Source organism: Mycolicibacter heraklionensis, from assembly GCF_019645815.1.
Classification (GTDB): domain Bacteria; phylum Actinomycetota; class Actinomycetes; order Mycobacteriales; family Mycobacteriaceae; genus Mycobacterium; species Mycobacterium heraklionense.
The window spans coordinates 4894747-4913314 of record NZ_CP080997.1 but is presented as its reverse complement, the minus strand read 5'-3'; the positions used below and the strand labels follow the sequence as shown (position 1 = coordinate 4913314).

Here is an 18568-nt window from a genome sequence, read left to right as displayed (position 1 = left end):
CAGCGGCACGGCCAGCTGGCCCAACAACACCGCAGCCTAGTCGCGGAGGTGCCGATCACCGGTGAGCCCTGCCCGAGAAGCGCGAGTCGAGCTTGCGCCCGGGTCAGCAGTCGTAGTACAGCGCGAACTCGTAGGGGTGCGGGCGCAGGTTGACCGGGGTGATCTCGTTGTCCCGCTTGTAGTTGATCCAGGTCTGGATCACGTCCGGGGTGAAAACCCCACCTTCGGTGAGATATTCGTGGTCGGCCTCGAGGTTGTCCATCACCTCGGCCAGCGTGGTCGGGGCCTGCGAGATCGCGGCCGCCTCGTCGGCCGGAAGGTCGTAGAGGTCCTTGTCGATCGGGGCGGCCGGCTCGATCTTGTTCTTGATGCCGTCGATGCCGGCCATCAACATGGCCGAGAACGCCAGATAGGGGTTGCCGGACGAGTCCGGGCAGCGGAACTCCAGGCGCTTGGCCTTGGGGTTGGTGCCGGTGATCGGGATACGCACGCAGGCCGAGCGGTTGCGCTGGCTGTAGACCAGGTTGATCGGCGCCTCGTAGCCCGGGACCAGGCGCTTGTAGGAGTTGATCGTGGGGTTGGTGAACGCCAGCAGCGACGGCGCGTGGTGCAGGATGCCGCCGATGTAGTGCCGGGCGGTGTCGGAGAGTCCGGCGTAGCCGATCTCGTCGTAGAACAGTGGCTCACCGTCCTGCCATACCGACTGGTGTACGTGCATTCCTGAACCGTTGTCCCCGAAAAGCGGCTTTGGCATGAACGTGACGGTCTTGCCGTGCGCCCAAGCGGTGTTCTTGATGATGTATTTGAACAGCATCAGGTCATCAGCGGCGTGCAGCAGGGTGTTGAACTTGTAGTTGATCTCCGTTTGCCCGCCGGTGCCGACCTCGTGGTGGCCGCGTTCGACGGTGAAACCGGCGTTCGTGAGGTTGGTCGCCATTGCGTCGCGCAGATCGACGTATTGATCGGTCGGCGCGACCGGGAAATAGCCGCCCTTGGGGCGAACCTTGTAGCCGAGGTTGGGGCTGCCGTCGGCTTCGGTGGTGCGGCCCGTGTTCCACCAGCCGGCGATCGAATCCACTTTGTGGAACGAGCCGTTGATCTGGGAGTCGAAGCTCACGGAGTCGAAGATGTAGAACTCGGCTTCGGCGCCGAAGTAGGCGGTGTCGGCGATGCCGGTGCTGGTGAGGTAGCTCTCGGCTTTCCGCGCGATGTTGCGCGGGTCGCGCGAATACGGCTCACGGGTGAACGGGTCGTGGACGAAGAAGTTCAGGTTCAGCGTCTTTGCGGCCCGGAACGGATCGATGCGGGCGGTTTCCGGGTCGGGCAGCAACAGCATGTCCGACTCGTGGATGGACTGAAAGCCGCGGATCGACGAGCCGTCGAAGGCGAGGCCATCCTCGAATACGCTTTCATCGAGCGCAGCGGCCGGGATCGTGAAATGCTGCATAACCCCCGGCAGGTCGCAGAATCGAATGTCGACGTACTCAACGGACTCGTCGGCGACGAGCTTGAAAATGTCGGCGGCCATATTGGTCTCCTTCACGTGCAGACAGCCAAACGATAGGCAGCACACATTTCCTGGACATCATCCAGTTATTGCGTTGGCGTAACACAAACCTCACGGGAAGCTCGCTGTCCTGCGAACTAGCATGTTTGCTAGGTCGGGGTATATCGTGGCGTTGCCTGTGAGATTTTTCAGGCAGGAACGCCGTTCAACGTCGCACGGACCAATCCCCTTGACCGCTTGTCCATACCGGGCAACGGGCAAGGACGTGCGAAGGGTCAGGTGGCGATGGCACCCAGTCGGGTGGGGCTCTACAACCCCGCGTTCGAACACGACGCGTGTGGGGTGGCCATGGTGGTCGATATCCATGGCCGGCGCAGTCGCGACATCGTCGACAAGTCGATCACGGCGCTGCTCAACCTGGAGCACCGCGGCGCTGCCGGAGCCGAACCGAACAGCGGTGACGGCGCCGGGATCCTGATTCAGATTCCGGACCTATTCCTGCGCGCCGTAACCGATTTCGACCTGCCGCCCGAAGGCAGTTACGCCACCGGGATCGCCTTTCTTCCGCAGTCGGCCAAAGAGTCGGCGGCAGCGTGTGTCGGCCTGGAGAAGATCGTCGAGGCCGAGGGCCTGCAGGTGCTCGGCTGGCGCGAGGTACCGATCGACGACTCGTCGTTGGGCGCGCTGGCTCGGGATGCGATGCCGACCTTCCGGCAGCTGTTCATCGGCGGGGCGTCGGGCATGGCCCTGGAGCGCCGGGCCTATGTGGTGCGCAAGCGCGCCGAGCACGAGCTGGGCAGCAAGGGTCCCGGACAGGATGGTCCGGGACGGGAGTCCGTCTATTTCCCAAGCCTTTCCAGCCGGACCATGGTGTACAAGGGCATGTTGACCACGCCGCAGCTCAAGGCGTTCTACCCCGACCTGGCCGACGAGCGGATGCAGAGCGCGCTGGGCATCGTGCATTCTCGGTTCTCCACCAACACCTTCCCGTCGTGGCCGCTGGCCCATCCGTTCCGCCGTATCGCGCACAACGGCGAGATCAACACCGTCACCGGCAACGAGAACTGGATGCGCGCCCGCGAGGCGCTGATCCGCACCGACGTCTTCGGCCCCGAAGGCGGCCAGCGCAGCGCCGACAAGCTGTTCCCGATCTGCACGCCGGGCGCCTCCGACACGGCTCGGTTCGACGAAGTGCTCGAGCTGCTGCACCTGGGTGGCCGCAGCCTGCCGCACGCGGTGCTGATGATGATCCCGGAGGCCTGGGAACGGCACGAAAGCATGGACGGGCCCACCCGGGCTTTTTACGAGTACCACGACTCGCTCATGGAGCCCTGGGACGGCCCGGCCTCCATGACCTTCACCGACGGCACGGTGGTGGGCGCGGTGTTGGACCGCAACGGCTTGCGGCCATCGCGTATCTGGGTCACCGAAGACGGGCTGGTGGTGATGGCGTCCGAGGCCGGAGTGCTCGACCTGGACCCGGCCACTGTGGTGCACCGGCAGCGGTTGCAGCCCGGGAAGATGTTCCTGGTGGACACCGCCGCCGGGCGGATCATCTCCGATCGTGAGATCAAGTCGACGCTGGCCGGCGAACGGCCGTACCAGCAGTGGATCGATGAGTGCCTGATCGGCATCGACGAGCTTCCCCCCGGTGACGCAGCCCGGATGGAGCGTCACCGGGTCCTGTTGCGCCAGCAGATATTCGGCTACACCTACGAAGAGCTCAATCTGGTGCTCGCGCCGATGGCGCGTGCCGGCGCCGAGCCGATCGGATCGATGGGTACTGACACCCCGGTGGCGGTGCTCTCGGCGCGCCCGCGCCTGCTGTTCGACTACTTCCAGCAGTTGTTCGCCCAGGTCACCAACCCACCGTTGGACGCCATCCGTGAAGAGGTGATCACCAGCCTGCAGGGCGCGCTCGGCCCGGAGGGTGATCTGCTCAACACCGAAGAACCCACCTGGCGGCAGATCGTGCTGCCGCAGCCGATCCTGAGCAACTCCGAGCTGGCGAAGCTGGTAAAGCTGGACCCGCAGCAGCGGATCGGTTCCCGGGGGCCGCACGGGCTGTCCACGGCCGTCATCAGCTGCCTGTATCCGCCTGCCGCCGGCGGTGCCGGACTGCGCGCAGCGCTCAAGCAGGTGTGCGCTCGGGCCTCGGAGGCGATCGCCGAGGGTGCCAGCTTCCTGGTGATCTCCGACCGGGAGTCCGACGAGACGATGGCTCCCATCCCGTCGCTGTTGGCCACGGCCGCGGTGCATCATCACCTGGTCGCCGAGCGGACCCGCACCAAGGTGGGCTTGGTGGTGGAGTCCGGTGACGCCCGCGAGGTGCATCACATGGCGGCGCTGATCGGGTTCGGTGCCGCCGCCATCAACCCGTACATGGCGTTCGAGTCCGTCGAGGACATGCTCGACCGGGGCCTAATCGAAGGCTTGCAGGGGCCCCAAGACCGTGACAAGGCGTTGTCCAACTACGCCAAGGCCGCCGCCAAGGGTGTGCTGAAAGTCATGTCCAAGATGGGGATCTCGACGCGGGCGTCCTATACCGGCGCGCAGCTGTTCCAGCCCATCGGTATCTCCCAAGACGTTCTCGACCAGTACTTCACCGGCCTGTACTGCCCGATCGGCGGTATCACCCTCGACGACATCGCCGCCGATGTCGCCGCCCGCCACGGGCTGGCCTACCTGGACCGCCCGGAAGAGCGGGCGTACCGCGAACTGCCGGTGGGCGGGGAATACCAGTGGCGTCGCGAGGGCGAACACCACCTGTTCAACCCGGAGACGGTGTTCAAACTGCAGCACTCCACCCGGACCGGCCAGTACGAGGTCTTCAGGGAGTACACCAAGCTGGTCGACGACCAGAGTGAACGCCTGGCCACGCTGCGCGGTCTGCTGCGGTTCAAGGCCGGGGAGCGGCCACCGGTTCCTCTGGAAGAGGTGGAACCGGCCACCGAGATCGTCAAACGGTTCGCGACCGGCGCGATGAGTTACGGATCGATCTCCGCCGAGGCACACGAAACCCTGGCGATCGCGATGAACCGGATCGGCGGCCGCTCCAACTGCGGTGAGGGCGGCGAGCACGCCGACCGTTTCCTTCCCGACGCCGACGGTTCCTGGCGGCGTAGCGCGATCAAGCAGGTCGCCTCGGCGCGATTCGGCGTGACGAGCGAATACCTGGTCAACTGCACCGACCTGCAGATCAAGATCGCGCAGGGGGCCAAGCCCGGCGAGGGCGGTCAGCTTCCGGGCAACAAGGTGTATCCGTGGATCGCCGAGGTCCGGCACGCCACCCCGGGCGTCGGGCTGATCTCTCCACCGCCGCACCACGACATCTACTCCATCGAGGACCTCAAGCAGCTGATCCACGACCTGAAGAACGCCAACCCGGAGGCTCGCATCCACGTGAAGCTGGTCGCCGAGAACGGTGTGGGAACAGTGGCGGCGGGAGTGTCCAAGGCGCACGCCGACGTGGTGTTGATCTCCGGTCACGACGGGGGCACTGGGGCGGCGCCGCTGACCTCACTCAAGCACGCCGGAGCTCCGTGGGAGCTGGGCCTGGCCGAAACCCAGCAGACGTTGCTGCTCAACGGACTTCGGGACCGGATTGTGGTGCAGGTGGACGGCCAGCTCAAGACCGGGCGCGACGTGGTGATCGCGGCGCTGCTGGGGGCCGAGGAATTCGGCTTCGCCACTGCGCCGTTGGTGGTCTCGGGTTGCATCATGATGCGGGTCTGCCATCTGGATACCTGCCCGGTGGGGGTGGCAACTCAGAACCCGGAGCTGCGCGAAAGGTTCAGTGGCCGGCCGGAGTTCGTCGAGAACTTCTTCTGGTTCATCGCCGAAGAGGTTCGCGAGTACCTTGCGGCATTGGGATTCCGCACCATCAACGAGGCAGTCGGGCAAGTGAACGCGCTGGACACCACGTTGGCCCGCGCCCACTGGAAGGCGCACAAGCTCGACCTCGCACCGGTTCTGCACGAACCGGAGTCAGCGTTCATGAACCAGGATCTGTACTGCACCTCCAGTCAGGACCACGGTCTGGACAAGGCATTGGACCAGCAGTTGATCGCTATGAGCCGCGAGGCTCTCGATTCGGGCACCCCGGTGCAATTCACCAGCGCGATATCCAACGTCAACCGGACTGTCGGCACCATGCTCGGCTATGAGGTCACCAAAGCCTATGGTGCCCAGGGGTTGCCGGACGGAACCATCGACATCACCTTCACCGGGTCGGCCGGCAACAGCTTCGGTGCATTCCTCCCTCCGGGCATCACCCTGCGGGTCTTTGGCGACGCCAACGACTATGTCGCCAAGGGTCTGTCCGGTGGCCGGATCGTGGTCCGCCCCCCGCTGGATGCGCCGGTCGGCTACATCGCGGAGGAAAACATCATCGGCGGCAACGTGATTCTGTTCGGTGCCACGTCCGGCGAAGTGTTTTTGCGGGGCGTGGTCGGCGAACGGTTCGCGGTCCGCAACTCCGGTGCGGTGGCGGTGGTCGAGGGAGTCGGCGACCACGGCTGTGAGTACATGACCGGGGGCAAAGTGGTGGTGTTGGGCCCGACCGGGCGCAACTTCGCCGCCGGCATGTCCGGGGGAGTGGCCTACGTCTATGACCCGGACCGGGAGCTGGGTGCCCGGCTGAACACCGAGATGGTTGACCTCGACACGTTCGACGATTTCGACGCCGACGACGTGGCCTGGCTGCGTGACGTGCTGGCGGCGCATGCCGCCGCCACCGACTCGGTGCCCGCCCGCGCGATCCTGGCCGATTGGGCCAACCGCGGAAGGGACTTCGTCAAAGTGATGCCGCGCGACTACCGGCGAGTGCTCGCCGCGGTCGCCGAGGCGAAAGCCAGCGGCACAGATCCAGAGGAGGCGATTATGGCGGCGGCTCATGGCTGACCCGAGAGGATTTCTCACCAACACCCAGCGCATCCTGCCGCTGCGTCGACCGGTCTCGGAGCGGCTGGGCGACTGGAACGAGGTGTATCAGGATTTCGCCGAGGACACCCTGCGTCAGCAGGCGGGACGCTGCATGGACTGCGGTATTCCTTTCTGCCACAACGGCTGCCCGTTGGGCAATCTCATCCCGGAGTGGAACGACCTGGTGCGTACCGGGCGCTGGCGTGAGGCGTTCGATCGGCTGCATGCCACGAACAACTTCCCAGACTTCACCGGGCGGCTCTGTCCCGCGCCATGCGAGCCCGCCTGTGTGCTGGGCATCAACCAGCCGCCGGTGACCATCAAGCAGGTCGAATACGAGATCGTCGAGCGCGGCTTCCAAGAGGGCTGGGCGGAGCCGATCCGGCCGTCGGTGCTCACCGGCAAGTCCGTCGCGGTGGTGGGTTCCGGTCCGGCAGGCTTGGCTGCTGCCCAGCAGCTGACTCGGGCGGGGCACACCGTCACGGTGTTCGAGCGCGACGACCGGATCGGTGGGCTGCTGCGCTACGGCATTCCAGAATTCAAGATGGAGAAGCGAATCCTGGACCGGCGGCTGGAGCAGATGGTCGGCGAGGGAACGACGTTCCAGACCGGTGTGAACGTCGGCGTGGACCTGACGGTCGAGCAGCTGCGCGCGGACTTCGACGCTGTTGTGTTGGCCGGCGGTGCTACCGCCTGGCGCGACCTGCCGGTTCCGGGCCGGGAGCTGGACGGCATCCATCAGGCGATGGAATACCTGCCGTGGGCGAACCGGGTGCAGGCCGGCGATCTGGCCGAGCCCCCGATCACCGCGCACGGCAAGAAGGTGGTCATCATCGGTGGTGGTGACACCGGCGCCGACTGCCTGGGCACGGTGCACCGCCAGGGCGGGACCTGCGTGCACCAGTTCGAGATCATGCCGCGCCCTCCGGAGATTCGTGACCCCTCCACGCCGTGGCCGACCTATCCGTTGATCATGCGGACGACGTCAGCGCACGAAGAGGGTGGTGAGCGGGTGTTCTCGGTCAACACCGAGGCGTTCACCGGACGCGACGGCCGGGTGACCGGGTTGCGGGCCCACGAGGTGCGCCGCCGGGGCGGCGGTTTCGAGAAGGTGGACGGCACCGACTTCGAGCTGGAAGCCGACCTGGTGCTGCTCGCGATGGGCTTCGTCGGGCCGGAACGCTCGCCGCTGCTGGCCGACCTGGGTGTGGAGTTCACCGAACGCGGCACCGTGGCACGCGACGCGGAGTACGCCACCGCGGTGCCGGGTGTCTACGTCGCCGGGGACATGGGTCGAGGCCAGTCCCTGATCGTCTGGGCGATCGCCGAAGGACGCTCCGCAGCGGCCAGTGTGGACCGTTATCTGATGGGTCGCACCGCATTGCCGTTGCCGATCGTCTCGACGGCGGCACCCATTCGGTAGCAGCGGGCAGCTGGTCAGGTATCAGCGCTGCGCGTGGCGGCGTGGCGCGAGCAGGATGCGGGCCGCCAGGTCGAGCAGGTAGCCCAGTACACCGATGACGGCGATCACCGCGACCACCTGGTCGTAGGCGAGCTGATCGCGGGCGTTGAGGATCTGGTACCCGAGACCGGACCGCACGCCGAGCATTTCGGCAGGCACCAGCACCACCCAGGCGATGCCGAGGGCGAGCCGCAGACCGTTCTGTACCTGTACGCGGACCGCCGGCAGCACCACTGCGGTCAACTGCTCGAACCGGCTGGCGTGCAACGACCGCGCGACATGGAGATATCCCGGGTCGATCGCATGTACCCCGGCGACCGTTCCGAGCAGCACCGGCCAGACCGCCGCGGCGGCGATCAGGAAGATCACCGGCTGGCTGCCGATACCGAACACCGCCACGGTGATCGGGGTCCACGACAGCGGAGAGATCATCCGCAGGAACGCCACCACCGGCCCGGCCGCCCGCTCCGCGGTGCGGCTCAGGCCGATGAGCAGGCCGGCCGGGATGCCGACCAGCGCGGCGATCAGCAGACCGATCAGCAGACGGTAGAGGCTCACGGCGGTGTCGGCCACCAGCACGCCCCGACTGACCAGGTCCGCCAGCGCCGCAAGGACATGCTGCGGTGCGGTCTGCCGCAGCAGTGACTGCGGCGCGCAGAGTGCAGATGTGGCCGCCCACCACAGCGTGATGGCAACGCCGACACTGGCGACCGGCGGCCATACCCGCGGCCACCACCGAGACCGCCCGCCCGCATCGGCACCGGGGCCGGGCTGGTCACTGCGCTGCACTGCGACGGTCGTCATGAGGCGAGTACCTGTTCTTCTCGGGTGAGGGATGCGGCCAGGCCGAACGCGCCGGGCCCGCCGTGTTGCGCCAGGGCAGATCGCACGAACTGGTCGTCGACGAGGTCAGCGTGCACCCGGGCGGGATCCAATCGGTCCAGGAAGCGGCGATCGCCGTCGATGACCGTCTCACCCATGGCCTCGACGAGGCGGTGGGTGAAGCCGGCAAAGGGAAACGGGGTGAAGCCCAACCGCTGCGGCTGCCAGTCCGGATGCGCCAGCGGATACGGGGGATCGGGATAGGTGAGCGCCAGCTGCACCGCCGGCACCGGTTGCGGCAGGTAGTGGCCCCCGCCAAGGGCTTTGGCCGCTTTGACGCGGTCGGAGTTCAGCAGCAGCTGGGCGCCGACCACGGCGTCGGTCACCTGTTGGATGGCGGTGGGTCGCTGGGCGATCACGTCGTCGCGGGTGATGAGCACGCAGCAGGCGTGGTCACGCCAGACGTCGCCGAGGAAGGTGTGGATGCGGCCGATCTTCTTGATCTGGGCGACCGCGTTGAACGGGTCTGCCACGACGTAGCCGCCGATCGAGCGGTTGGCCAGTGCGGGCACCATGTCCGATGGGCTCATCACGATCAGCTCCACGGTGCGTGCGGCGCGAGAAGCGCTGCGTCGCACGACTGGTCGCAATCCGTGCGCGCGCAGCAGCTGCTGCAGCACGATGTTGTGGATGGACCACCAGAACGGGATGGCCACTTGGGTGCCGGCCAGGTCCGCCAGGTCCTTGATGTGCGGCGCCACGGTCAGCGCCGAGCCGTTGGTGTGATTCCAGCCCAATACTCGAACGCCGCCGCCCAGGGCGTAGCGCAGCTGGACGGCCATCGGCATCAGTAGATGCACCACATCCACTTTGCCGGTGACGAAGGCCTCGCCCAGCGCTGCCCAGCTGCGGAACAGCACGGGTTTGGCCGAACTGACCAGCCCGGCCGGATACAACGCGGCGCTGTGCGCCAGCAACAGTGGGGCGGCGTCAGTGATCGGCAGGTAACCGATGCGCAGCGGGCCGGTGCTGTCGGAGGCGCGGCCGACGGTGGCACTGCGGGCCAGATCGCCGATCCCGAAGACGCCGCCGGCCGCCGCGGCAGCCGCCGCGCCGATCAGCAGGCCGCGCCGGGTCAGCGTGGTCACGCCCGCACTCCTACGTCGCCGACGCGGTCGGCGTCGTAGTGCGCCAAGATCTCCTGTCGCAGGCCGGCGTGATCGTCCGCTGCGGTGCCGCCGACCAGCCACTCGTTGCGCAGTCGCCCGTCGGCGCCGAGCAGCACGACCCGCTCGGCCAGCCGCAGTGCTTCGTCGACATCGTGAGTCACCAGGACAACGGTCACCCCCAGCTCCGCTGCCAACTGCGCCAGCCAGCCCTGTAGGTCGGTGCGGGTGGTCGGGTCCAGGGCGCTGAACGGTTCGTCGAGCAACAACAACCGCGGGTTGGTGGCCACCGCGCGCAGAATGGCCACCCGTTGCGCCTGACCTCCCGACAGCTGATCGGGGTAGCGATCGGCCAGCTGGTCGACACCGAATCGGGCCATCAACTCAGCGGCGCGCGCCGGGTCGAAGTCAGCGCGGTGGGCGGCGAATCGCCGTGCGTAGGCCACATTGTCGGCGACGGTGAGCCAGGGCATCAGCAGCGGCCGCTGGAACACCACACCGGTACGTGGCCGGTTGCCGTCGGAATTCCAGGTGACAGTGCCGCCGTCCAGCGACTCCAGCCCGGCCAGCACCCGCAGCAGTGTCGACTTGCCGCTGCCACTGCTGCCCAGGACCGCGACGAACTCCCCGTCGCCGACCGAGATATTGATATCGCGCAAGACGGTGACGGAGCCAAACCGCTTGCTGCCCTGGGCTACACGTACCGACTCAGTTCCCACCGCAGTTGTCCTTCCGATGGCGATTGGATGGGGAGAAAGGCCGCTTCCCGAAAGCGCCGGTTGGCCGCGCTGCGGGTGGCGTAGCCGGCGCCGCCGGCCAACGTCGATTCCAGCCGGGTGGCGTTCACCGCGGTGGTCGCGGCGTCCAGGCGCAGCCGAATGATCTCGGCGAGGCCGGCCGCGTGCGAGCGGCCGGCCAGCGTGAACAGCTTGTCGCGCAGCTCGTGGAGCTGTTGGCCGAGTTCGGCGCGCTCGGTACCGAACTGCTCGGCCAGCCTGCCGCCGGCCTGCCCGGCGCCCTCGAGCGCGGCGGCGGCCACTCCGACGCAGAAGGCGGTCTGCAGCAACAGAAATGTCGGTCGAATCGTGCTGACGAAGGACGCCAGGTCGTCGGTGAGAATCTGCTCCGGTGAGACCGCGACATCGTGCAGGCGCAGCGATGTCGAGGCGGTGGCCTCCAGCGCCATCAAGTCCGGAGCCGGGTTGATCGTGATGCCCGGAAGATTCGCATCGACCACCGCAACCAGGGTTGCACCGTCGGGGCGGCGGGCCGGCAACACGATCAGGGAATCGTCGAAGACGTTGGACGCCCAGTGAATCGGTCCGGTGATCCGCAGATCGTCACCGGAGCCCTCGGCGACCAGCGGAACCGGGCCCAGGCCGGCGACCTGCTTGAGCCCGGCGGCCATCGCCGTCACTCCAGCGCGGGCGCCGGTGCTCAGCGCCTCCAGCCTGCCCTCCCGTGCCGGCGCCGGCGCGTGGGCCAGGTAGGTCACCGCCATGGTGTGCGCCCACAATGAGAATCCGACCGCCAGGCTCGCCGCCGCGGTGTGTTCGATCATGGAAACCAACTCCGGCAGGCCGTCGTCGCGCAGTGCCGCCTCGAAGAATCCCGCCGACCCGAAGCGGGTCAGGTCGTCACGGACGTCAAGACCACCGGAGTCGAGCGCCTCGGCGCGGTCCGCCACGATCGCGGTGAGGTCGGCCAGCGCGGTGTGCACGAGGTGCACCGGAGCGCTCACCGTTGCTCGCCTTCCAGCCGGTGCAGTCGGTCGATCGGGGTGGTGACGGCCTCGCGAGCCCGGCGGACCGCGGTCTCGTCCGGGGCGTCGTAGAAGCACAGGCACTTGTCCATGTCTTCGCGCACGTAGGTGCGCAAGAAGGTCACCTCGGGGACATCGGCGTATTTCGGCGACTTGGCCTTCTTACGGGCCAGATAGGTGTCCATGTCCAAATCGGCGGGCAGGTCCCATTCGACGAGATAGCCTGCGCCGGGGCGGGCGGCTTTGAGTTCCGCGAGTTCGGCGCCGACCAGTCGTACCGGGTGCGGACCGCTGGCCTCGGCCACCGACAACGTCGCCGCGTCGATCGAAGGCGCCTGACAGGAGCCGAATTCCGCGATCGCGAAGATCCGGTGCGCCTCACCGGTCACCTGGGCCTCGATCAGTTCGCCGCCGTCTCGGTGGATGACGGCGTCGAGTTCCTTGATTGCCCGGTCGGCGTCGGAGCGGTCGAGGCGCAGCGGAGCGATCTCGTAGAGGTACAGAGTCATGGGATTGTCCTTTCGCCGTCGGATGGCTACGACGGTGCCAGCGATAGACAACCCTGTCTATCGAAGCGACTGGGTTAATCTGCTGCCATGACGCGCACGACCGGATCGGGCCGGGATCAGGCCTCGCACGCCACGCGCGGCGCGCCGCCCGCGCAACGTCTGCTCGAGAAGGCAACCGAACTCTTTGCGGCACAAGACATTCGGGAAGTGGGTATAGACCGGATCTTGGCCGAAGCCGGGGTCGCCAAGGCGAGCCTTTACAGCCTCTACGGTTCAAAGGACGCGCTCGTGCTGGCCTACCTCCATGCTTTGGATCAGGCTGATCGCAAGCGCTATCGCGGTGCCGCGGCTCGACTGGACGATCCCGTCGAGCAGATCCTGTTGTTCTTCGACCTGGCCGCGGCGGCCGCCAAGAAGCGCCGCTACCGCGGGTGCCTCTATGTCAACGCGGCCGGCGCGTACGCGGGGACCGAACTCGAGCCGGTGGTGGCGCATCGTCGCTGGATGCACACGACGTTGGCGGGTCTCCTCGCTCAAGCCGGTGTTGCCGACGCCGAGGAGCGGGCGGGCGACCTGCAGTTGCTCTATGACGGCGCATTGGTGGGCTCCAAAGTCGAACGGTCCGTCGCGCCGATCGTTCGAGCTCGTCGGCTGGCCGCCGAACGACTCACGACTACAGCCCCACGCGTCACTTGAACAACTTCTACCTCAAGTGTCGGCGCGTCGTGTTTTGTTTGCCATGCGACGGGTGTCTAATGGTCAGCTATGTGATCCGCGTTAACAGCTCGTTAACATGGTCCGCATTATTCCAATCTGGTCCGAACCGGGGCGGGGGTCAGCGCCGTGTACATCAACCCGATATACCGATACCGGATGGGCCGTATGGCCTGGTCACTGCTGCGGCATCCGCGCAGGAGCCGGGAGTTCCCAGCCAAGCACGAGCGGTTGATCACCGCTGACGAACTCTTGCGCTTCGCGACGTAGGTTCGACCGAACCGGCGGGAGCGGATTCCCGAGCGGAGTTTGCTGACTGTTATCAGTTCGTAATCCGCGCCAGCAGGCCGGACTCGCGGATCGCTTCGGCCAACGGTTCCAGCACCGCCGGGTCGTAGGGCGCCGGCAGGTAGACGATCGCCAGGTCCAAGCCCTCGGCGCCCAGGGCTGCGGCGTCCTCCATCAACCGGCCGTAATCGAGATCCGGCTGCAACCGCAGGTGCGCCGACAAGGTGATCTGCTTCGGGTCGCGTCCGATATCGGCGCAATGGCCGGCCAACACGTCGCGCTTGCGGGCGAACTCGGCGGCAGTGCCGCCGACGAAGTTCCAGTGCTGGGCGTATTTCGCCGTGATCTTCAGGGTGCGCTTCTCGCCGCTGCCGCCGATGCAGATCGGCGGGTGTGGGCGCTGCGGCCCCTTGGGCTCGTTGCGGGCGTCGGTCAGTTGGTAATAGGTGCCGGAAAAGGTGGTGGTGTCCGCGCTCAACAGGCCGATGAGGACCTGGCAGGCCTCCTCGAAGCGGTCGAAGCGCTCGGAGATGCTGCCCAACTCGATTCCGTAGGCGCCCGACTCCTCTTCGTTCCAGCCCGCGCCGATTCCCAGCTCCAACCGTCCGCCGGAGATGATGTCGAGGGCGGCGGCCATGTTGGCCAGCACGGCGGGATGGCGATAGTGGATCCCGGTCACCAAGGTGCCCACTCGCAACCGGGTGGTCGCCTGGGCCAACGCCGTCAGGGTGGTCCAGCCCTCCAGGCACGGCCCGGTGGGGTCGGAGAAGATCGGGTAGAAGTGGTCGAAGGTCCAGCCGGACTCGTAGACGTCGATATCGTCCGCGGCTCGCCAGACCGCCAGCATGTCGGCCCAGGTGGTGTTCTGCGGTGAGGTCTTGAACGCGAAGCGCATCCCGCCGAGCCTAGCGGCGATCACCAGGTCGGTGAATCCGCGAACTCAGGTGGTGGGAAGTAGGCTCACCCGGTGGACATAACCCTGGGGATCGACACCAAGGTGACCCTGTTGGCGGCCGGCCTGATCTTCCTGCTGGCGCTGCTGCTGGGGGTATGGAAGTACCAGCAGATCGCCACCTCGGAGAATCGCCAGGCGCACGTCTACGTTGACATCGCACACCGAGCGGCGCTGATGTACTCCTTCGCCACGCTGTTGGTGGCGGTGTTCGTCGAACTCAGCGGCTGGCCGACCTGGGTCAACATGACCGCGGCGATGGTGGTGGTGTACTTCTTCGTCACCGCGATCGGCAGCTACATGCTGCACGGCGCACTGCGTGACACCACGAACCAATTCGAGTCGGGCGGCTGGTTCCTGCGCGTCGGCATGGTGTTGCTCATCGTGGGCGAGATCGGCGGTTTCTCGGTACTGCTGGCCGGATTCGGCGCCGCTCAGTTCTGAGCGGGCCTCAGGACGCCTGACCGTAGATGCTGCTGACCCAGACGTGGGTCAGCGTGTCGACCACCTTCTCGTGGGGCACCGACGGCTGCTCGGCCACCAGCGCTGCCATCATGGTGCGTTCGTTCATCTGATTCAGCGACGTCGCGAGATCCAGCGCGTCGATGGTCGCCGGCGCCGCGCCGCGCTCGCGTTCGGCGGTGATCATCGCGGCGGTCTGCTGGATCCATCGCTGCATGAAGCCGTTCCACATCGCTTTGAATTCCGGGCTGGTGGCCAGCGCCTCGGTGCCGGCCCGGGCGATCGCCCGGTGCGAGCTGAACGCGACGAAGAACGCCTTGATGCCGCTGCGCCAGATCCGGCGCGGGTCGGTGGGCAGCCGTTGCACCGCCCCGACGAACTCCGAGTCGGCGGCCGCGATCAGCGGTTCCAACAGTGAGAGCAGCACCGCGTCCTTGGACTTGAAATAGAAGTAGAAAGTGGGTCGCGAGATCCCCGCGCCCTTGGCCAGGTCGTCGACCGAGATCTCGGCCAGGGGACGCTGCTCGAGCAGCCGCTCGGCCGTGGCCAGGATCGCTAGCTCCCGATCGTCGCCGGACGGCCGCGCTGCACGGCGCCCATGACGGGTCGCATTTGGGCTGGCCATGGCGGCTACTTTACACGACGTCGATTTAATCAACAGGGTGTTGACTCACTCGACACACCGTTGATAATCTGGCGCCATGACTGAACACCTCGATGTTGTGATCGTCGGCGCCGGCATCTCCGGTATCAGCGCGGCCTGGCACCTGCAGAACCGCTGCCCGAACAAGAGCTACGTCATTCTGGAGGGCCGGGACAACCTCGGCGGCACGTGGGATCTGTTCAAGTACCCGGGCATCCGCTCGGACTCCGACATGTTCACCCTCGGTTTCCGGTTCAAGCCCTGGCGGTCGGCCCACTCGATCGCCGAAGGGGCGGACATCTGGAACTACATCAATGAGGCGGCCGTCGAGAACGGCATCGACAAGCACATCCGCTACCGCCACCGGGTGGTCGCCGCCGATTGGTCCGACGACGAGAACCAGTGGACGGTGACCGTTGACAACAACGGCCAGCAGGAGCAGATCACCGCGTCGTTCGTGTTCGCGTGCAGCGGTTATTACAACTACGAGGAGGGCTATTCGCCGGAGTTCCCGGGCTCGGAGGACTTCGCCGGCACCATCGTCCACCCGCAGCACTGGCCGGAGGATCTGGACTACGCCGGTAAGAAGATCGTGGTGATCGGCAGCGGCGCCACTGCGGTGACACTGATTCCCGCGCTGGCCAACTCCGGGGCCGGGCATGTGACGATGTTGCAGCGCTCGCCGACCTACGTCGGGGCGCTGCCGCTGGTGGACCCCATCGCGGTGCAGGCCAACCGGTTCCTGCCGAAGAAGGCGGCGCACTTCGTCAACCGCTGGAAGGCCATCGGGTTCAGCACCTTCCAGTACCAGTTGTCGCGGAAGTTCCCGCAGTACATGCGCAAGACGCTGATGACGATGGCCAAGCACCGGTTGCCGGAGGGCTATGACGTGCAGAAGCACTTCGGCCCGCGGTACAACCCGTGGGACGAGCGGCTGTGCCTGGCGCCCAACGGTGATCTGTTCAAGACCATCCGCGACGGCAAGGCCGACGTGGTCACCGACACCATCGCGAAGTTCACCAAGACCGGGATCCTGCTGGACTCCGGGCAGGAACTCGAGGCCGACATCATCATCACCGCGACCGGCCTGAACATGCAGCTGTTGGGCGGTGCGACGCTGTCGCGCAACGGCCAGCCCATCGAGCTGCCCAAGACCATGACCTACAAGGGCCTGATGTTCTCCGGCGTGCCCAACGCGGCCGTCAGCTTCGGCTACACCAACGCGTCCTGGACGCTCAAGGCCGACCTGGTCTCGGAGTTCGTCTGCCGGGTGCTCAACTACATGGACGAGCACGGCTTCGACCGGGTCGAGGCCCAGCACCCCGGCGATGCGGTGGAGGAGCGGCCGTTCATGGACTTCAGCCCCGGGTACTTCCGCCGGGCGATGGACACTCTGCCCCGGTCCGGTTCCGAGGCCCCGTGGCGGCTCAAGCAGAACTATCTGCTCGACCTGCGGCTGATCCGGTACGGCAAGGTGGACGAGAAGTCGCTGCAGTTCAGCAAGCACCGCGCCGCGGTGAGCGCCTAGCGGCGATCGCGAGGACGGCGGAGCCGGGCGAATGGGGGCACCTCCCGCTTGCGGGGGAGGGTCGCCGCCATCTCCTAGCGGCGCTCCGGCCAATAGTAGGAGTCGGGGTACGGTCGGGACCCGAACAGCGCGGTCCCGATCCGTACTTCGGTGGCGCCCTCGGCGATCGCCAGCGCGAAGTCGCCGCTCATCCCCATCGACAACCTCGGCAGGTCGTGGCCGTGTTCGGCCGCGGTGTCCCGGAGCACCCGCAGTCGGCGGAAGCAGCCGCGGACCGTGCCGGGATCGTCGGTGTTGATGGCCAGCGTCATCAAACCGCGCACCCGCATAGTCGAGTAGCCGGCCAGCTCATCGAGGAACGGCAGCAGTTGGTCGGGATCCAGGCCGTACTTGCTGGGCTCGTCGGAGGTCTTGACCTGTACCAGCACGTCGATGACGCGGTTCTCGGCGCGCAGGTGGCGGTCCAGCGCCACGGCCAGCTTGGGCCGGTCCAGGGACTGCACCTCGGCGGCCAGCCGCGCCACCACGCCGGCTTTGTTGGTCTGCAGGTGCCCGATCATCACCCAGTCGATCCCGCAGTCGGCCAGCGGCCCGGCCTTGTCCTTGATCTCTTGGACCTTGTTCTCGCCGAACCGGTGCAAGCCCAGGCCGACCGCTTCTCGGATCAGCTCGGGACCGAAGGTCTTGCTCACCGGCAGCACGTCGACATCGCTCGGCAAACGCCCCGCGGCACGGCACGCGTCGTCGACGCGCGCGCGGAGCTGCTCCCAGCGCGTCCGCAAGGTCGCGTCCATCAGGTGCCGTCCTAGACGACGACGATGCCGTCGTCGTCGCTGTGCGCGATCGCGCCGGGCACGAAGGCGACGCCGCCGAACTCGACGACGACGTCGCGCTCGCCGGCGCCGGTCTTGGTGCTCTTGCGGGGATTGGTGCCCAGCGCCTTGATGCCGATGTCGAGGGTGCGCAGAGTCGAGGCGTCGCGCACCGCACCGTGGACGATCAGTCCCGCCCATCCGTTGCTGCGGGCCAACTCGGCGATGACGTCACCGACCAGCGCGGTGTGCAGCGAGCCGCCGCCATCGATCACCAGCACCCCGCCGTCGCCCGGCTCGGAGAGCACCGATTTGAGCAGTGCGTTGTCCTGGAAGCAGCGCACGGTGCTGATGCGCCCGGCGAATTCGGTGCGGCCGCCGAGCTGGCGGAACTGAACGTCGCAGCTGCGTACGTCCGGGCCGACCTCGTCGACCAGGTCAGCGGTCGGCCGGAAGCGCGCGGTCACCGCCGGTCAGCCTCGGCGCGCGCGCCGCAGCCGGCGAAGCAGCAGCAGTGCAAACACTCCGAGGATTCCGGCGGCCAGCAGCGGGCCGGGCGAACGTCGTACCGGTGACGCTGACGGGCTCAGCGGGTTGGGGGCGGTGTCCACCGTGGACTTCGCCTGGGCAGCCGCTTCTTTGGCACGCTCAGCGAGTTGGCCCGAGCCGTTGGCGGCGACCGCGGGCGGGGTGGGAGCCGTGGGGGTCGGGGCAGGCGCCGCGGGTGCACTCTTGGCGGGCGCCTTTTTCACCGGTGCCTTCTTGGCGGCCTTGGCCGGAGCTTTCTTGGCGGCGGCCTTTTTAGCCGGTGCCTTCTTGGCGGCGGCCTTCTTCGCGGGAGGCTTCGGCGGCGCCGGGGCCGGCGGGTCGGCCGGCAGGTCAGCGCCGGCTGGCGCCACCGGTTCGGGCGAAGCGGCGGACTCGTGGTCGGGCTGGCCTTGCGGTTCGGTCATACGGCAGCTCCTCTGGCGGGGTTCTCGTCTCGGATCAACTCGGCGACACCGGCAACGTTCCCATC

Annotated in this window: 16 protein-coding genes; 5 read left to right on the top strand and 11 right to left on the bottom strand. The window is 67.0% G+C overall.

Features of this window, described 5'->3' with window-relative positions; all coding sequences use genetic code 11:
* Positions 1–103 precede the first annotated feature (103 nt).
* A complete protein-coding gene (gene glnA / locus K3U94_RS22785) occupies positions 104–1528 on the bottom strand; it encodes a type I glutamate--ammonia ligase (protein WP_047319237.1) in 1425 nt (474 codons plus the stop codon).
* A gap of 264 nt (positions 1529–1792) precedes the next feature.
* Here glnA and gltB point away from each other — a divergent pair, with 264 nt between their 5' ends.
* Both gltB and gltD read left to right on the top strand, forming a co-directional pair.
* Positions 1793–6409, top strand: coding sequence for a glutamate synthase large subunit (gltB, locus tag K3U94_RS22780; RefSeq protein ID WP_220695124.1), 4617 nt, complete (start codon positions 1793–1795; stop codon positions 6407–6409).
* On the top strand, positions 6402–7853 hold the full coding sequence (gene gltD, locus K3U94_RS22775) for a glutamate synthase subunit beta (protein ID WP_047319158.1): 1452 nt from the start codon (positions 6402–6404) through the stop codon (positions 7851–7853). Before gltB ends, gltD begins: the two co-directional genes overlap by 8 nt.
* Before the next feature lie 21 nt (positions 7854–7874).
* Here the strand turns inward: gltD and K3U94_RS22770 are convergent, their stop codons facing one another.
* The 5 genes from K3U94_RS22770 to K3U94_RS22750 are packed head-to-tail and all read right to left on the bottom strand — an operon-like array spanning position 7875 to position 12151.
* Positions 7875–8696 carry an ABC transporter permease gene (locus tag K3U94_RS22770; protein ID WP_220695123.1) on the bottom strand — a complete coding sequence of 274 codons (822 nt, stop codon included), beginning with the start codon at positions 8694–8696 and terminating at the stop codon, positions 7875–7877.
* The gene (locus tag K3U94_RS22765; protein WP_047319156.1) at positions 8693–9862 is read right to left on the bottom strand and encodes an ABC transporter substrate-binding protein; all 1170 of its coding nucleotides are present in this window, start codon (positions 9860–9862) and stop codon (positions 8693–8695) included. The genes K3U94_RS22770 and K3U94_RS22765 overlap by 4 nt, the downstream gene beginning before the upstream one ends.
* Positions 9859–10599 carry an ABC transporter ATP-binding protein gene (locus tag K3U94_RS22760; RefSeq protein WP_220695122.1) on the bottom strand — a complete coding sequence of 247 codons (741 nt, stop codon included), beginning with the start codon at positions 10597–10599 and terminating at the stop codon, positions 9859–9861. Before K3U94_RS22760 ends, K3U94_RS22765 begins: the two co-directional genes overlap by 4 nt.
* Positions 10575–11621 (bottom strand): acyl-CoA dehydrogenase family protein, encoded by a 1047-nt coding sequence (locus tag K3U94_RS22755; RefSeq protein WP_220695121.1) that lies wholly within the window; start codon positions 11619–11621, stop codon positions 10575–10577. The genes K3U94_RS22760 and K3U94_RS22755 overlap by 25 nt, the downstream gene beginning before the upstream one ends.
* Entirely contained in the window at positions 11618–12151 is a 534-nt protein-coding gene (locus tag K3U94_RS22750) for a DUF4242 domain-containing protein (RefSeq protein ID WP_220695120.1), read from the bottom strand. The genes K3U94_RS22755 and K3U94_RS22750 overlap by 4 nt, the downstream gene beginning before the upstream one ends.
* A gap of 87 nt (positions 12152–12238) precedes the next feature.
* Here K3U94_RS22750 and K3U94_RS22745 point away from each other — a divergent pair, with 87 nt between their 5' ends.
* A complete protein-coding gene (locus tag K3U94_RS22745) occupies positions 12239–12847 on the top strand; it encodes a TetR/AcrR family transcriptional regulator (RefSeq protein ID WP_220695119.1) in 609 nt (202 codons plus the stop codon).
* A gap of 340 nt (positions 12848–13187) precedes the next feature.
* Here K3U94_RS22745 and K3U94_RS22740 read toward each other — a convergent pair whose 3' ends face one another.
* Positions 13188–14048 carry an LLM class F420-dependent oxidoreductase gene (locus K3U94_RS22740; protein WP_220695118.1) on the bottom strand — a complete coding sequence of 287 codons (861 nt, stop codon included), beginning with the start codon at positions 14046–14048 and terminating at the stop codon, positions 13188–13190.
* Between the two features lie 78 nt (positions 14049–14126).
* Between K3U94_RS22740 and K3U94_RS22735 the strand changes: the two genes are divergently transcribed.
* Entirely contained in the window at positions 14127–14549 is a 423-nt protein-coding gene (locus K3U94_RS22735; RefSeq protein WP_047319236.1) for a hypothetical protein, read from the top strand.
* Between the two features lie 7 nt (positions 14550–14556).
* Here the strand turns inward: K3U94_RS22735 and K3U94_RS22730 are convergent, their stop codons facing one another.
* On the bottom strand, positions 14557–15192 hold the full coding sequence (locus K3U94_RS22730) for a TetR/AcrR family transcriptional regulator (RefSeq protein ID WP_047319150.1): 636 nt from the start codon (positions 15190–15192) through the stop codon (positions 14557–14559).
* A gap of 76 nt (positions 15193–15268) precedes the next feature.
* On the opposite strand from K3U94_RS22730, the gene K3U94_RS22725 reads away from it, so the two are divergent.
* On the top strand, positions 15269–16738 hold the full coding sequence (locus K3U94_RS22725) for a flavin-containing monooxygenase (protein ID WP_220695117.1): 1470 nt from the start codon (positions 15269–15271) through the stop codon (positions 16736–16738).
* A gap of 74 nt (positions 16739–16812) precedes the next feature.
* Here K3U94_RS22725 and K3U94_RS22720 read toward each other — a convergent pair whose 3' ends face one another.
* Genes K3U94_RS22720 through K3U94_RS22710 form a run of 3 tightly spaced genes read right to left on the bottom strand, consistent with a single transcriptional unit; the run spans position 16813 to position 18503 of the window.
* Positions 16813–17532 carry a YggS family pyridoxal phosphate-dependent enzyme gene (locus tag K3U94_RS22720; protein ID WP_220695116.1) on the bottom strand — a complete coding sequence of 240 codons (720 nt, stop codon included), beginning with the start codon at positions 17530–17532 and terminating at the stop codon, positions 16813–16815.
* An 11-nt stretch (positions 17533–17543) separates the two neighbouring features.
* Entirely contained in the window at positions 17544–18017 is a 474-nt protein-coding gene (gene rraA / locus K3U94_RS22715) for a ribonuclease E activity regulator RraA (protein ID WP_220695115.1), read from the bottom strand.
* Positions 18018–18023: 6 nt separating this feature from the next.
* Positions 18024–18503, bottom strand: a complete 480-nt coding sequence (locus K3U94_RS22710) for a nucleoid-structuring protein H-NS (RefSeq protein WP_220695114.1) — start codon at positions 18501–18503, stop codon at positions 18024–18026.
* Positions 18504–18568 lie beyond the last annotated feature (65 nt).

Bases quoted from the DNA above. Each gene is read 5' to 3' on its own strand.
- glnA (WP_047319237.1), bottom strand. From the start codon at position 1,528: ATGGCCGCCGACATTTTCAAGCTCGTCGCCGACGAGTCCGTTGAGTAC.
- gltB (WP_220695124.1), top strand. From the start codon at position 1,793: ATGGCACCCAGTCGGGTGGGGCTCTACAACCCCGCGTTCGAACACGAC.
- gltD (WP_047319158.1), top strand. From the start codon at position 6,402: ATGGCTGACCCGAGAGGATTTCTCACCAACACCCAGCGCATCCTGCCG.
- K3U94_RS22770 (WP_220695123.1), bottom strand. From the start codon at position 8,696: ATGACGACCGTCGCAGTGCAGCGCAGTGACCAGCCCGGCCCCGGTGCC.
- K3U94_RS22750 (WP_220695120.1), bottom strand. From the start codon at position 12,151: ATGACTCTGTACCTCTACGAGATCGCTCCGCTGCGCCTCGACCGCTCC.
- K3U94_RS22745 (WP_220695119.1), top strand. From the start codon at position 12,239: ATGACGCGCACGACCGGATCGGGCCGGGATCAGGCCTCGCACGCCACG.
- K3U94_RS22740 (WP_220695118.1), bottom strand. From the start codon at position 14,048: ATGCGCTTCGCGTTCAAGACCTCACCGCAGAACACCACCTGGGCCGAC.
- K3U94_RS22730 (WP_047319150.1), bottom strand. From the start codon at position 15,192: ATGGCCAGCCCAAATGCGACCCGTCATGGGCGCCGTGCAGCGCGGCCG.
- K3U94_RS22725 (WP_220695117.1), top strand. From the start codon at position 15,269: ATGACTGAACACCTCGATGTTGTGATCGTCGGCGCCGGCATCTCCGGT.
- K3U94_RS22720 (WP_220695116.1), bottom strand. From the start codon at position 17,532: ATGGACGCGACCTTGCGGACGCGCTGGGAGCAGCTCCGCGCGCGCGTC.
- K3U94_RS22710 (WP_220695114.1), bottom strand. From the start codon at position 18,503: ATGACCGAACCGCAAGGCCAGCCCGACCACGAGTCCGCCGCTTCGCCC.